This is a genomic window from Pseudomonas wayambapalatensis (genome assembly GCF_049942315.1).
Lineage (GTDB): Bacteria > Pseudomonadota > Gammaproteobacteria > Pseudomonadales > Pseudomonadaceae > Aquipseudomonas > Aquipseudomonas wayambapalatensis.
The window spans coordinates 1-15,043 of sequence record NZ_JBNFMU010000159.1; the positions used below are offsets into that span (position 1 = coordinate 1).

The 15,043-nt window shown below is 64.9% G+C and carries 6 protein-coding genes; all 6 read right to left on the reverse strand.

Annotation, left to right across the window (positions count from 1 at the left end; all coding sequences use genetic code 11):
- Positions 1–138 precede the first annotated feature (138 nt).
- The 6 genes from ACPZMI_RS09990 to flgK all read right to left on the reverse strand — a co-directional run bounded on the left by ACPZMI_RS09990 (position 139) and on the right by flgK (position 15,038).
- Entirely contained in the window at positions 139–1,074 is a 936-nt protein-coding gene (locus ACPZMI_RS09990) for a ketoacyl-ACP synthase III (protein ID WP_186666441.1), read from the reverse strand.
- A 220-nt stretch (positions 1,075–1,294) separates the two neighbouring features.
- Positions 1,295–4,825 carry a glycosyltransferase gene (locus ACPZMI_RS09995; RefSeq protein WP_426352148.1) on the reverse strand — a complete coding sequence of 1,177 codons (3,531 nt, stop codon included), beginning with the start codon at positions 4,823–4,825 and terminating at the stop codon, positions 1,295–1,297.
- Between the two features lie 122 nt (positions 4,826–4,947).
- Positions 4,948–7,668, reverse strand: a complete 2,721-nt coding sequence (locus ACPZMI_RS10000) for a glycosyltransferase family protein (RefSeq protein ID WP_426352149.1) — start codon at positions 7,666–7,668, stop codon at positions 4,948–4,950.
- Positions 7,669–7,724: 56 nt separating this feature from the next.
- Positions 7,725–11,300 carry a glycosyltransferase gene (locus ACPZMI_RS10005; RefSeq protein WP_426352150.1) on the reverse strand — a complete coding sequence of 1,192 codons (3,576 nt, stop codon included), beginning with the start codon at positions 11,298–11,300 and terminating at the stop codon, positions 7,725–7,727.
- Positions 11,301–11,416: 116 nt separating this feature from the next.
- Positions 11,417–12,979, reverse strand: coding sequence for a flagellar hook-associated protein 3 (locus ACPZMI_RS10010; RefSeq protein WP_186666446.1), 1,563 nt, complete (start codon positions 12,977–12,979; stop codon positions 11,417–11,419).
- 13 nt (positions 12,980–12,992) lie between these two features.
- Entirely contained in the window at positions 12,993–15,038 is a 2,046-nt protein-coding gene (gene flgK / locus ACPZMI_RS10015; RefSeq protein WP_426352151.1) for a flagellar hook-associated protein FlgK, read from the reverse strand.
- Positions 15,039–15,043: the final 5 nt, after the last annotated feature.

Here is a 15,043-nt window from a genome sequence, read left to right on the forward strand (position 1 = left end):
CTGGGTTTCAGCCGTGTGCTCTTCCGATCTCAGAAAGACGGTGTCCGGTGGCGTGCGCAGGATGGCTGAGAGAAAGAAGAAGTGAAAAAGCGCCGAACGTTCACCCGTTCGGCGCTTTTGCAGATACCGCGACAACGCTCAATCAGTGCGTTCGATGATCGCCGAGCCCCACGACAAGCCGACGCCAAAACCACTGAGGGCAACGCGCTTGTGGGTCGAACCCAGCACATGCTTCTCCAGCAGCAACGGAATGCTGGAAGAAACGGTGTTGCCGGTCTCGACCATGTCCTTGACGAACTTGCCCTTGTGCTCGCCCTCATCGAAGCGCGCCGACACCGCATCGACGATAGCTGCGCTGCCTTGATGCAGGCAATACAGGTCGATGTCGTCAGCCTTCAGCTGGCTGGCTTCGAGCAACTGGTTCAGGTGCGCTGGCACCTTGACCAGGGCGAAGTTGTAGACCTGACGACCGTTCATGAAGAACTTGCCATCGGTGGTGCGCAGGTGCTCAGCCCCGCCACCGTCACTGCCAAACAGCGACTTGCCCAGTTGCCAGGCGGCATTCTCGCCCATCCAGGTCGCGGTGGCGGCATCGCCGAACAGCATGGTGGTGTTGCGGTCTTCTGGGTCGACGATCTTCGAGTACGGATCGGCGGTGATCAGCAGGCCATTCTTCAAGCCCGCAGCTTCCATGAAGCCTTTCATCGCGTACAGGCCGTAGACATAGCCCGAGCACCCCAGCGAAACGTCGAACGCCGCGACATGGGTCGAAAGCCCCAGCTTGTGCTGGACGATCGCTGCGGTGTGCGGCAGCCCCTCGGCGTCGCCATTCTGGGTGACGACGATCACTGCATCGATGCTGGCAGGGTCGAGCGAAGGATTGGCGGCGAACAGATTGCGTGCAGCCTCGACGCACAGGTCGGAGGTTTCCTGCTCGCTGTCCTTGCGCGGCAAGAAGGTGGAACCGATCTTGCCGAAGATGAAATCCTGGTCCTTGCCGAATTTTGCGCCCTGGGCGTAGTTGTCTACCCCTTGAGTCGGCAGGTAACTGGCGATGCTTTTAATGCCAATCATGTGGCTTCCCGTTCAATAACAGCGAAGTAGCCCACGGCGTACGCAACGACGAAACGCCAGGAAACACGGGACGCCCCTGTTCCTGACCACGTTTATGGCTGCGCGACGGCGGCTCCTAGTTCGGACAATATACAGTGAAGATGCGCGAAGTGACTCTCAAGTCACGCGTTTTTTGTCGAATGGACACTACAGCGTCACATCCTCACTGCAGACCACCCCTTCAATCGGGTAACCAGGCCCGGCACCAGCTCTCCAGCCGCGCACCTTCGAGCAGCCACTGCCCACGCACAGCCGCCTGCAGCGCATCGCCCAGTGCCGCCGAAGCGTCACGGTCCGACAGGTGCAGACGGATCGCCTGCAGCCATTCGTCGGGCTGGTTGCCCGCGCGCGACAGCGGCAAGGCATCGCCTGCGGCAAAGCCCGGCACTCGGCTGCAGATCACCGGATGAGCACAGGCCGCGTGCTGCAACACACGCAGGTCACCGGAACAGGCGTTTTCCAGGGAATCGGCCATGGGCACCAGCGCCAGATCGAGGTTCAACGCCGCCAGGGCCTCGCCCAGATGCTCAGGCTCGACCGCTGGGTGCGACTCGCTGACGAACGGCCTCAAGCTACCGGCACACTCACCCAGCACCACCCACTCGACTTCACCCGACAAGGCCGGTACTACCTGCTCGAGCAACTCGTCGTCCTTGCCGGCGATCCAGCCAAGACGTGGCAAGGCCCCTGCCTGCCGCTCGCCCTTCAGGCGGCCCCAGCCGACCGGCAAGGCGTTCTCCAGCACCCGGATATCCTGGTGCAGCCCCTGCAGCCACTCGGCCAACGCAGGCGTCGGCACCAGCACGCGGTCAGCCTGGATCAACGCGGCCTGCAGGCGTTGCAGCAGATCCTCGCCGGACTCGAACTGCGCAGGTTCGGGATAACCGTCAAGCGTCACTACCTTCAGCGCTTGGGAGAATGCACTCAGCCGCCGCAAGGCCAGCAGCCCTGCATCATCCAACGGTCGCTGCAGGATCACGCTGGTCGGGGCAAAACGCTCCAGCTCCACCGGCGACAGCAGCCCCACGGTTGCCGCGCCGTCGAGCAACGCGTTTTCGCACAGCGCCCCCAACGGATGGACCAGACGCGACAATGCCCGGTCATCCTGCTCGGCAATGCAAGCCAATACCCGCGGCACCTTGCCCAGCAAGGGTCGCCAGCTCAGGTCATTGCTTTGCAGCATGAAGCCTTGCCCGTCACGCAGCGAGAAATTGCCGTTGTAGGCCGGGTCGTGCGCCAGACGCGGCAACCAGCGCGCATACAACGCATCGTGCTGCTCTTCGCTGGCCAGCACATCGCGTGGCGCATCCAGCAGCAGGCGCGCATGCGGCGTCCAGACATTCAGATAGCCCGCCTGGTGCAGCTTCAGGCACAGGTCGACATCGGCCCAGGGCGCCAGCAACTCGCTGGCATCGAAGCCGCCAGCCTCGAGGAACAGCGCGCGCCGCAGCATCAGGCACTCGCCACCGACCGCAGCGAAGTTCTGCTCCAGCGCCAGGCGCGACATGTAGCCTGTCGACTGCGCAGGCAGACCGGCGAACGCCGCGCCCACCGAACCGTCGATCCCCAGCAGCAGGCCAGCCTGGCGTACCGTGCCGTCACCGGCCAGCAACTTGCCGCCGACTGCACCGACTTCAGGGCGCTGGGCGTGATTGAGCAGCGCCGGCAACCAGTGGCCATCGAGTACCGCGGCGCGGCCGTCGAGCCAGAGCAGATAATCACCCCGCGCCTCCTGCGCAGCCGCGTTGCACAACGCAGCCCATGGCTGGCCAGGCATATAGCGCAGCACCTGGAAACGCCCCTCACCGATCTGCCCGACCATGTCCAGCCATTCGAGCAACGCAGGGTCTTCGCTGCCCGCCTCGATCAGCAATACCTCGAACTGCTCATGGGCGGTGTGCGTCAACAGGGTTTCCAGGCAGCGCTGGAAATCGACCAGTTGCCCGCGCAACGGCACCATGATGCTGACCGAAGCGACATGCGCATGACCGTAGTCGATGCGATAACCGCCCGGCACGTCATCAAGGGCAAAGACCTGCGCCTGCTCATAGCCGCGCAGGCGCAGATGATGCGCGATGACCGCCTGCTCGTCGGCACAGGCCGCCAGCGGCCCACCCTTGCCGATCAATAGCGGCTCGGCGACATGCATGACACTGCCCAGCCCGCGTTCGAGCAGCAAGCCCAACTGAAGGCCGAGCTCGAAGGCTCGCCCACAGTCGCCGGCGAACCCTGCTGCCAGCGCCTCGCGCCGATAGACCCAGTGTCGCGACAGGCTGCCCGGCAGTGCCAGCAGCAGGTCCAGGTTAAGGTCCGGGCGCAGCGCCAGCTCGACATCCCCTCCCTCGCGGCGCAGGCCTTCGTCGGCGTACACCGCCAGGCAGTCCTCGGGCGCATCGAGCAAACGCACCGCCAGCGCCAGCAACCCGCTGGCGACGAAAGTCTCGCCAGCCTCGACCAGCAAGTACCAGTCACTTGCGCAATCGCTCAGCAGCGCATTGATCGTCGCCACCGGCTCACGTGGGTCGCACGCCTGCCATTGCACACCGACGCGCTGCGGGTCGCACTCGCCCAGCACATGCACCTGCACCTGTCGATACAGGCCACGGTCAACACTCTCCAAGGTCCGCAACAGCGCCTGACGGTCGCCGTGATCGCGCACCAGCACGGCAAGCTTCGGCGCCTGCGGCCCGGACAGCTCCTGCTGCAGACGTTGCACTTGCTTGGGCAATGGATAGCGCTGACGCAACCAGTCGAGCATGCCGTGCCGGTTGCCCGAGGCTTCAGCCACGGCTGCGTCCTGGGTCTTGGCGATGAAGGTGTCCAGTTGCTGCCAGAACGATGCGGTGCGCTGCACATAGCGCTGCAGACCATCGCCAACGGTAGCCCGGGCCTGTTCGAGGGCGCGGGGCTGGTCGGCCATGGCAAAGCCGACGCAACCGAAGAAGCTGTTGTCGAGCAACTGCTGGTCAACGCCATGTCCCGGCATGAACAGCACAGGGCAACCACACAGCACTGCGATCACACAGGTCATCGACCATTCGTAGGTGTACAGCACCTCGGCATGGCGCAACACTTCGGCCAACTCCGCCAGGCTCAGGGCATTGGCCACGCTGAGCAGGCGAATGCCGGCAGGCAACTGGTCGTAGTCGATCTGCTCCAGCGGGTGACGGTTCTGGTAGAGGCAGGCACCTTCGCGCACGCAATCGGCAGCGCCCGCAGCGAACAGCTCGATGTCGATGGTGGGCAGGCACAGCAGGTCGACGTTGACATCGCCACGGGCCTCGGCAAGGCGCTCGGCGTAGTAGAAGATCAGGTCGGTCGCCGCCGCGTTCATGCTCTTGCCGCTGATGAAACTCTCGAAGTTGAGCATGTAGCGCGCCACCACCGGGCACTCCAGCGGGTTGCCGCTGACCACTTCGGGATAGACCGCGATCGGCACCTTGCCCTCAGCCAGGTGGCGGCGGGCGATGGCCGGGTCGAACAACGGCGTCTTGAGATCGGGATTGACCACGTCGGTGCCGTAGATGTACGCCTCGCGCCCGTTGAGGTTGAGCATGTGGCAGAGGTAGTGCATCGAAACGATACCGGACGAGGTATCACGGTAGGCAGGTGCCAGCAGGTAGTAGGGATGCCCCGGCTTGGTGAACATCAGGCGCAGGCGCGTCAGCGCCTGTTCGAGCGAAAGAGCATCCAGCTGCGCAGCGGTCGACATTGGGGGGCGAACTCCAGGATCAGGGCAGGCCGCTAACCATCGCGGCGGCAGCCTGTCAATAATTTGCCAGCGGGCATGAAAAAGCCGGGCTTAACCCGGCTTTTTTGCAATTAGCGCGCCAGTCATCCCAGCTGTGCTAGCCACTGCGGTGCACCCGCGGCGCCCTGGGCGTCGAGCCGCGCCCGCCCCTGGAACGCGCCAGGCCATTGCTCGGCCAGCGCCTGCACAGCCTGCCCGGCGGGCACCACCAGTTCGTTGCCCATCAGCCTGGCACGCGGCGTCCACACCACCATCAGGCCGTTGCTGCGTACCGCCAGGCACAGGGCCAGGTCTGCCGCACCTGTTGCCGGCAGGCCACCGCACTGCTCGAAGGTTTCGCGGCTGATCATCAGGCAGTCGCCGGACACCGCCGGGCAGTCGCGTACCGACAGCGGCCAGCGCGCCGCAGCACTGCGTGCCGCCGAGGTGCCGGCCCAGGGTGCATTGACCTGTCCGCCGTCGAGCAGCTCGTAGCCTGCATGCAGCAGGATTTCGCCACGACCCCACAAGCTGGCCCCGACAATCCCCACCTCGGGGCGCTGGGCCTCGTTGAGCAGCGATTCGATCCAGGCCGGCGTAATCACATGGCAGCGCTCGGAGAGCAGCACCAGGTAATCGCCGCGCGCCTGCCCGGCGGCCAGCGCCAGCAGTTGCTGGCGCGAGGCATGGGCCTCACCGGCAATCAGCCGCACGCGCGTGCCGAAGGCCTGGGCAATCGACGCCTGTCCTGCGCTGTCGTGCCCCGGCAAGGCCACCACCACTTCGAAGCGCGGGTAACGGGTGCGCTGGAAGATCCCGGTCAGCGATACCTGCAACTGCGCGGTATCGCCCTCGCCTGCCAGCAGGATGCTGACCAGCGGCGTGGCGGTATGACGGAAATCGACGGTCAGGCCTGCGCTGCCTTGGTCACTGATCTGGGCGCGGTAGCCCAGTTCGGTCAGGTGACGGTTGAGGACCTTGGCCGCTTCGTCTGTCAGAGCCTGCTCGGGCTGCTGGCCGATGACCAGGTAGTCATCCATGTGCGCCAGGCAGCCAACACCCTGCTGCTGGACCAGGCGCAGCAACAGGTCGTATTCCTGCGCATGACGGTAGGACTCGCTGTAGCCACCCAGATCGAGCACGGCCTGGCGACGTACCAGCCAGTGCCGCGACATCAGCCCCGGCTGGCTACGCAGCAGGTCCAGGTCGCTGCCCGGACGGATCACGTCGAGCAGGCGGCCATCGCTGTCACGCTGCACTTCGTCAGCAGCGATTGCCTGGCACCCCGGCGCCTGGGTCAACTCCACCGCCAGACGCAGCAGGCCACCGGCCAGCAGCACGTCGCCGGCATCGAGCAGCAGCAGCCACTCGCTGGAAAGCTGTTTCACCACCTGGTTCAGGTGGGTCGCCCAGTTGCCGTCGTTGACCTGGATGAAGTGCAGGGTGTCGCGCGCAGTGGTAATCGCCGGAGGCTTGCCGCCCTTGAGCACCACCAGCTTGAAGTTGCGCAGGCCGCTGGCCAGCAGGCTGTCGAAGGTGGCCTGCAGTGCCTGGTCGTCATTCTCCAGGTCCAGCACCACGAAGGCGATCTGCGCAGCCGGGTGGCGCGCCAGGTAGGCCTGCGCGCGGGCGCGGTCGGCCTCGGCCGGGGTCGCGGCGGCAATCGCGGCCAGCAACTTGCCGGACGGCGTCGTCTCGAGCAATGCGCGGGCATCGGGTGCCGGAACGCTGCCCAGGCGGGTCAGCCAGTCCTGCATTTCGCGAACATGGTGGACGTCCTTGGCACCGGCCAACAGCGGCATCAGGCGCTGGCATACGTCCCGGTTGAACAGGCCCAGGCCCAGCGCGTGCAGGTAGCGCTGCTGCAGGCTGTCGTTGGTGTCGTTCGGATGTACTTGCAGCAAGTCGTGCTGGCGCACCCAGGCGCCTTCGAGCGCATGCAGGTGACGCTCGCCGGTCGGCCAGGCATGGCAGAGGAACTCGATTTCGCTCAGGCGCTGGAACAGCTTGCCGTTGTAGTACGGCAGCTCGACATACTGGCGCGGCTCGAAGGTCTGCTCAGGGTCGTCAATCACGCTGGCCCAGTCGGAGCTGAACAGCAGCGGCGTCTCGCGCTGATCGTAGCTGCTGCGCACGAAGCGGTTGAGCACCACGAAACCTTCTTCGCCGGCACACACACCCGCCGCCTCATCCCACTGGCGCAGGCTGCGTACGGTCTGGGTCAGGCGCTCCTCGCGGGCGGCTGCGCCCAGGTCGTTGTCCAGCAGTTCGCAGACCACATCGGTCTGCTCGAGGCTGCCGATCTCGCCTTGCAGCAGGATCGCGTAGCCCAGCGCTACACGCCAGTCCGCGGCATCCAGCTCTCGCGGCAGGCCTGCCAGCGCGGTCTGCAGGGTAGCCACACGCAGTACGGCACGCCAGGCCTGCTGGCCGCTGTGGCCATAACGACGCAGGCGCGCCAGAGCGTCTTCTGCGGCCTGGGGCGCGACGAATGCACCGAGCTTGTGGTAGCTCAGCTTGCAGTTGCCCGCCGCATAGGCCAGGGCATGCCCCTGCACCCCCTTCACCTGCGGCTGTGCAAGCAGATGGGCGGCAGCCTTGCCCAGCGCATCGGCGAGCACGAAGTCGGCATCCAGCGCCAGGCAGACGAAAGGCGTGTTCACCTGCTCGAGCAGTGCACCGAGTTGGCCTGCCGGCTCCAGCGCCAGGCATGGAACGCCCTGGCTGGCGTAGTAGTGGAGTGCGCGGGCGCGGTGATCCGCCTGGTCATGCCCAAGCAGGACAACGGTCACTTCAGTGTGCGAGCCAGTTGCGGTATCGATCATAAGGCACCTGTTCAAGAGTTCGGTTCTGCGCAGGGCCTGGGCCCTGCGCCTGGATTTCAGTCAGCCAGCCAGGCGTTGGCCCAGTGCTGCAGATGGTGTTCGGTAAGGACATAGTCGCTCAGTACCGCCTCGCGCAACGCATCGCCCTGGCGGTAGCTGGCGGCCGGGTCGTCGAGGTGCATGCGAATCGCTTCCAGCCACTGCGCCGTGGTGTTGTCGGCCACCCGGGTGCACGGCAGGTAGCCGGCATAGGCCTTGGTGTCGGTGCAGATGACCGGGAAGCCGCAGGCGCCATACTCGAGTAGCCGCAGGTTGCTCTTGCAGTCGTTGAACAGGTTCTGCTCCAACGGTGCCAGGGCCAGATCAAGGTTGAGGCTGGCCAGCTTGCGCGGGTAGTCACCGAACGAAATGGCCGGGTGAAACTCCTTCACGTAAGGCAGCAGCATCTCGGGGCACATGCCGAAGAACACCCAGTCGACTTCGTCGGCCAGTGTGCGCACCACCTCCAGCAGCAACTCCAGGTCGCCTCGGTGACTGGTGCCGCCCGCCCAGCCTACACGCGGCCGCGCGCTGGTCTGACGCTCACTGCGAAGGCCCGTCCACAAGGAGGCGGCGAGCATGTTGGGGACCACGCGGATGTCGCTGTGCATGCTCGACAGGGCATCGGCCAGCGGTTCGGTAGAGACCACCACGCGATCGCACAAGCCGATGGCTTCGCTGACCAGCTCGCGCATGTTGCGCGGCAGGTTGCGAGCGTGATCGTTCTTCTTCGGCGGATCGATGATGTAGTCGTCCAGCTCGTAGATGCGCCGGGTGTTGGAGAAGCGCTTGAAGCGGGCGATATCGCGCAGGCTGGCCGGGGTGTAGCGGCACTGCAGGATCACCACATCAGGTTTTTCGCGCTCCAGCTCGATCAGGCTCGGTGCGCTGTAGTCGATGCGCCCCTGGATCCAGCCGGCCTTTTCCAGCTCGGCGAACGGCTGCGATACACGGTAGTGACCGATGGCCGAGGTGCTGCTGGGCAGCCCCATCACCGACGGCATGGCGCGTGCGATGAACGGATCCCAGCCACCGCGCAGGCCCGGCTCGAAGTTGAAGTTCGGCAGCTTCAGGCTGAGGTTGCGATTGTAGGCGGGATCGAAAGCAACCCATGCCAGCCAGCGCTCATACAGCCGCTCCTGATCGGCCAGCAGGCTTTGCGGTGCGGGCTGTTCCTGAGCGGGCACCGGCACCTGGGCGACCCGCGAGAACGGCGTCCACACCGACAGGTAGCCTGCTTCGCGCGCCCGCAGGCAGAAATCGGCATCGAACAGCGACACCTCGAATGCCGCAGTATCCAGCCCACCCAGCTCGGCGAACAGCGCGGCGCGCACCAGCAGGCAGTCAAGGCTCAGCGCGCTCCAGTTCTGTACCAGGCTCAGGCGGTTCATGTAGCCGTCGGCATTCACCGCGCAGCTCAGGAACGGCGTGCCGGCAGTGCCATTCATGCCCATCACCAGGCCGGCCGAGAGCACCGAGCCATTGTTGTCGAACAGCTTGGGGCCAACCAGGCCGACTTCCGGGCGCTGCCCCAGTTGCATCAATTCCTGCAGCCATCGGCCGTCGAACAGCACACAGGCAGCATCGAGCAGCAGCAGGTAGTCGCCACGCGCCTGACGGCTGGCTTCGTTGAAGCTCTGCGCCCGCCCGGTGGCATCCGCCTGGCACACGCGTAACTGGTCACTGCCCAGCCCCTGCAGGCCGCCCAGCCAATCGCGCACCTCGGGGGATGTCTCGCCGCTGGCCACCAGCAGTACTTCGAAATCGGCGTAGGCGGTATGGGCGAACAGCGATTCGACGCAGCGCATCAGCACCGCCAGCTCGCCTGCGGCGTGGATGAGGATCGAGACACTGGCGGCTTGCGGGTGCAGGTAGGTGACTCGCGTCATCATGCTGCCTTCGATACCCGTGACCTGCGCCTGTACGCCCAGACGCTCGAAGTGCGCTTGCAGCACGCGAGGGGCCTGCACATGCGCCTGCGCATCGTTGAGCCAGTCGGCATAGCGGTGGTGACACTGCACCAGCACTTCGGCGATATGCTCGACCACCTGCAGGCCGTGGACCTCGACCATGCGCCAGAGCAGGTCGTGAGGGGCGAGCGTGGCGAAGCTGGCGTCGAAGCCGCCCAGTTCGCGCAGCGCCTTGGCATCGAAGGCGAGCAGCCGACCGACATAGGGCAGGCTGCGCATCAGATCGAGGTTGAAGTCGGGTTTGAAGATCGGACACGACGGCGCCAGGTTGTCGTTGGCGCCTTCGTCGATGTACAGGCACAGGCTATCGCCGCGCAGGGCCACGCGCTCGGCCATGATCACCAGCGCATGAGGGTGCGCGCGATCACCGGCGCGCAGCAGCAACAGCCAGTCGATGTCCTGCGCGGTGGCCAGCCACTGGCCAAGCTCGACAAAGTGATCACCCTGGCTGTGCAGGTGACGGGCCTCGCCCTGTACCTGGGCAGCCAGCGCCGCCGGGCCCAGCACCAAGGTATGGCGGGCTGGATAGGACTGCCCCTGCAGGCTCTGCAAGGTGGTGCGCAAGACCTTCTCATCGCCCGCCTCGGCCAGCACCGCCACCGCGATACGCGGCTGGCGCGGCCACTGCTCGATGCGCTTGGGCAGCAGGCTGACCTGGCCCGCCGACAACTGGCGCGACTCCAGCCATTCGGCATACAGCTCGTCGAAGCTGATGCTGTCGGTACCAATCTGCTGGCCGAGGTTGGCCATCTGCCCGGAGAAGAAACGGCGCAGGTCCATTTCCTCCCAGACCTGATCGGCTGCCCCGGTGTATTCGGCCAGCGGCAGCGTACGCACCCAACCATCGGCCGGCGCTGGCTCGCCGGTGGACTCGGCGAGCATCTGCAGCAGCCATTCGGATTCAGTCTTGGCAGCTTCGACCATGCTGCCCTGGTGGCTCAGGCGTCCGGCATGCATGCGCTCGAGGCTCAGCACCTGATCCAGGCTGCACAGGTGGCCACGGCGCAGCAGGCAGGCGTACAAGGCCAGGTCCAGGCGTGCGGCAAAGCCCTGCCCTTCCCCGACCAGCGCCGGCAGGTAGGCCTGCACCTCGTCACGGCGCAGCAGCGCATGGCTGATCCCGCCGAACAGATTGGGCACGCCGTCGGCGACGCTTTCGAGCAGGTCGGTGCCATTGATCACGGCACTGTTCAGGGAAATGACGAAGTTCAGCGAACGCGCCGGCAGCAGCACATCGTCGGCAGCGCACAGCAGGCGCTGGCAGATGACCATGCTGACCTGGGAGTGATCGCTGAGTACTCTGGCCTGCTGGCTGATGCAGGTGCCGAACAGCACGTCGTCGTCGCAGAGAAACTTGATCAGCTCGCCCGAAGACTGCTCCAGGCAACGCTGCAGGTTGCGGGCAAACCCCAGGCGCTCGGGGTTGCGCACATGACGCAAGGGCACTGTGCAACCGGCACGCAGCTCGTCGCAGATCGCTGCGATCTGGTCACCGCGACTGTCGTCGCAGACCACGATCTCCAGGTTCGGGTAATCCTGGCCGATGGCGCTGGCCAGCGTGGCGCGAAAGAACTCGGGATTGAACGCGGGGATGGCGATGCTGACGAGGGGATGTGCGTTCACTAGGACTCACTCAAGCGATTGAACCGCGGGACCGGCTGCCACCCAGTCCGGCGCTGACCGGCGGGTGGCGAGGCAGGCTCGTGGGACGATCACCCCGCGATCACCCGCACCTGGGTTCAGATGTAGTTGACCAGCGACAGGCCGGCGATCTTGGCATAGGACTGCAGCGAGGCCTGGAGCATGTTGGTCTGCATTTGCAGGCGCAGCATCACCGTGGCCGGGTCGCTTTCGCGGATCGAGCTTTGGGTCTTGCTGTTTTCATTGCCCAGTGCTTCGTTGGTTTCGGCCTGGACATCCAGCGCCGCGCCGCGACCACCGATGGCGCTGATCGAGGAGCTCACCTGGTTGGTGGCGCTGGCGATGTTGCCGATTGCCGAGTCCAGCGAGGCGAGGAAGTTCTGGCGCGCCTTGGGATCATTGTCCATCGGCACGCTCAACGCGGTGCGCAGTTGGCCAATGGTGTTGAGCATGTTCTGATTCTGGTGGGTGTCGACCTTGATCGCGAACGAGTCACCAGCATTGGGTGCACCGGACAACTGGAAGCTCACGCCCGAGGCCGTGGCAGTGTTGCCCGCCAGGGTGCCGGTGGAGATCGGCCGGCTGTTGTCGGTGAGCGGCGCTGCATACAGCTCGAAGTCGGTAGCGCTGGTGAACTTGAGCACCGCGCCGCCACCTGGGAACGAGGCGTTGTACTGCGCCTGGTTGCTGATGGTGGCGTTGTTGACCTGGGTGCCGGAGGTGTTGCCTGGGCTACGCGAGCCAGCGATGGCATCGGGCTTGGAGCTCAGGTTGAAGGTGTGGCCGGCAATCGCGGTGTCCGGGTTGTCACCCGGCTGCAGGGTGATCTTCAGGCGCAGGTCGACACCGCGGAAGGAGATCGTGCCATTCTCGGCATTCGGGTTATAGGTCCCGCCCTGCGAGGCTTCCAGGGTCACGTCGTTGTTGCCCGAATCGAGGATGCGGTACTGAGTGCTGCTGAGGAACTCGATACGGTACGGCTCGCCACTGCGGAAACGGTCGTTGAACGTCGCGCTGCCGGATACCTGGCCGTTGGACAGGCTGACCCGACCATCGTCCACCGCCGGAGCGGTCAGGGTGGTCTGGCTGCGGCTGGTGTTGAGCGCCTGCTCGAAGGCGTCGAAACCGGTCTCGTTGGCCGCCAGGCTGAGCATGTCGCCCACCTGCAGTTTCAACTGGCCCTGGTCGCCCTGATAGCTGTAGGTGCCGTCGGCGTTGCGCACGTAGGGCGGGGTGTCGCCCTTGGAACCGGAGAACAGGTACTTGCCGTTCTCGTCCTTGCTGTTCATCAGCGAGAACAACTGCTCTTCCAGCGAGCCCAGCTCGTCGGCGTTGGCCTTGCGGTCGGCGTCGGTAAAACCGGCGTTGCCCGAGCTGATCGCCAGCTCGTTGACCCGCTGCAGCACCTTGCCGATGGCATCGAGGGTGCTTTCGGAGGTGCTCAGCGAGTTGCGCACATTGGTGATGTTGCTCTTGTACTGGTCGAGCATGTTCTGTTGCTGCTCGAGCTGCAGCAGGCGCGAGGCGCCCACCGGATCGTCGGCTGCAGTACGCACGCGGATGCCATCGCTGGATTCCTGCTGGGTTTTCACCACGTTGCTGAAGCCGCGCTGATAGTTGGCGCTGCTGGTGTTGTAGAACTGCGAAGTGGAAATGCGCACGGTCTACGGCTCCTTAAAGGCTGTTGATCAAGGTGGCGAAGGTTTCCTGGGCCGCCTTGATGATCTGCGACGACGCGGTGTAGTACTGCTGGAACTTGATGAGGTTGCCGGTCTCTTCGTCGATCGACACCCCGGAGACAGCGTTGCGGCCATCGAGCGCCGACTTCTGCAGGGCATTGGTGGCGTCGGAGTCCATGCTCGCCTGGCCAGCCTTGCCGCCGACGTTGGACACAAGCTTGGCGTAGGCATCGGTCAGGCTGATGCCCTTGCCGTCGGCGCCGACTTCCACGGTGGACTTGGTCTGCAGGTCGATCACCGACTTGGCGTTGCGGTTGTCGGAAGAGCCTGCACCGGTCAGCGAGACGGTGAAGCTGTCACCGTTCTTCGGTGCGCCGGCCACTTCCATCTCGAAGGTGAACGAACGCTGGGTGGCGCCATCCATGATCGGGTTGCCGGCGCCATCGACCATCGGCACCGAGAGCTGCAGCTTGTTGCTCTGGCCGGGCACGATGGTGCCGGTGCCGATGGAGTTGCCCTTGGCGTCGTACAGGGTGTAGCCCTGCGGAGACGCGCTGTCGTCGCCGAACACCAGCTTGACCGGGGTCGAATATTTCAGGCCGGTCTGCAACTGAGTGCGATCGGTGGCGTTGTAGATGTCCAGCTTGGAGGTCAGGTTAGGCTGGGTGATCTGCCCGGTGCCCTTGTTGCCCGAGCCGCTCACTGCACCCAACGGCGCGGACAGCGCCAGGCGCTTGGGATCGGTGAGCACCGACTCGATACCGGCTGCGGCGTTGCGGGTCGGGGTGATCTTGAAGCTGTCGCCAGCGGCAACGGCGCCACCATTGAGCGAGAGGCTGAAGCCATCGATCACTTTCGGTGGGTTGTCGTTGAGGTCGAAGTTGCCCATGTCGGTGCCTTCGGGCAGCTTGCGCACGTTGTAGCCGGTGGCACTGGTGAAGGTCACCTGGTAGTCGCTGGTGCCCAGCTTGCCGGTGTCCTTGATGGTCACATCGAGGTTGCCGGAGCCTGCACTGTTGCCCTGGCGGGCGATGCTGCGCTCGCTGATGGCCTTGGCGCTGTTGATGTCGCCGAACAGCAGCGCGCCGAATTCACCATTCTTGTCGACGCCTTGGCCGAGCTGGCTGTTGATCGCATCGGACACCACCAGTGCCACCCGGCCCAGCTCGTTGAGCGCAGGATCCAGGGTGTCCTTGCGGTAGCGCAGCAGGCCACCGAGCTCGCCACCGGTGGTGGTGTCGGTGATGTCCATCTTGGTGCTGCCGCGGTTGATCATCAGGCTCATGCGCGTCGGATCGTTGCGGTTTGGCGCGACCTCGAGGGTCTGGGTGGTCTTGCCCAGTACCAGTGCCTGGCCGTTGGGCAGGTAGATGTCGTAGTTGCCTTCGCGCTCCACAACCTGGCTGCCGATCAGCTTGTTCAGTTCGCGCACGGCGCCGTCGCGCTGGTCGAGCAGATCGTTCGGCTGGCCCTGGATCGCCGACACGCGCGCGATCTGGTCGTTGTACTGGGCGATGGTCGAGGTGAGCTTGTTGACCTGGTCGGCGATCGACGCCATGTTGGCGTTGATGTTGCTGTTCTGCTGGTTGAGCTGCGTCGACAGGCTGTTGAAACGCTTGGCCAGCGATTGCGCGCTGGTCAGCAGCAACTGGCGAGAGGCATCTTCGTTGGGCTTGGCCGCCGCGTCCTGCATGGCGGTGAAGAAGCCTTTCAGGGCAGCCGTGATACCGGTGTCAGCGCTCGACAGGGCAGTGTCGAGCGGATTGATCTGGTTCAGGTACGAGTTGGCATCGCTGGACAGCGAGGTGGTGGTGCGCAGTTGGTTCTCGAGGAACGAGTTGTACACTCGACGCACGTCGGCCAGCGTGGTGCCGCTGCCGATGAAGACGTTGCCGTTCTGCTGCGAGCCCTTGGTCTTCTGCACGTTCTGCTGGCGCGAGTAACTGTCCACATCGGCGTTGGCGATGTTGTTACCCAGGGTGTACATCCCCGACTGCGCGGCGCCCAGCCCCGACATGCCAATATTGATCAAGCTCGCCATGATTC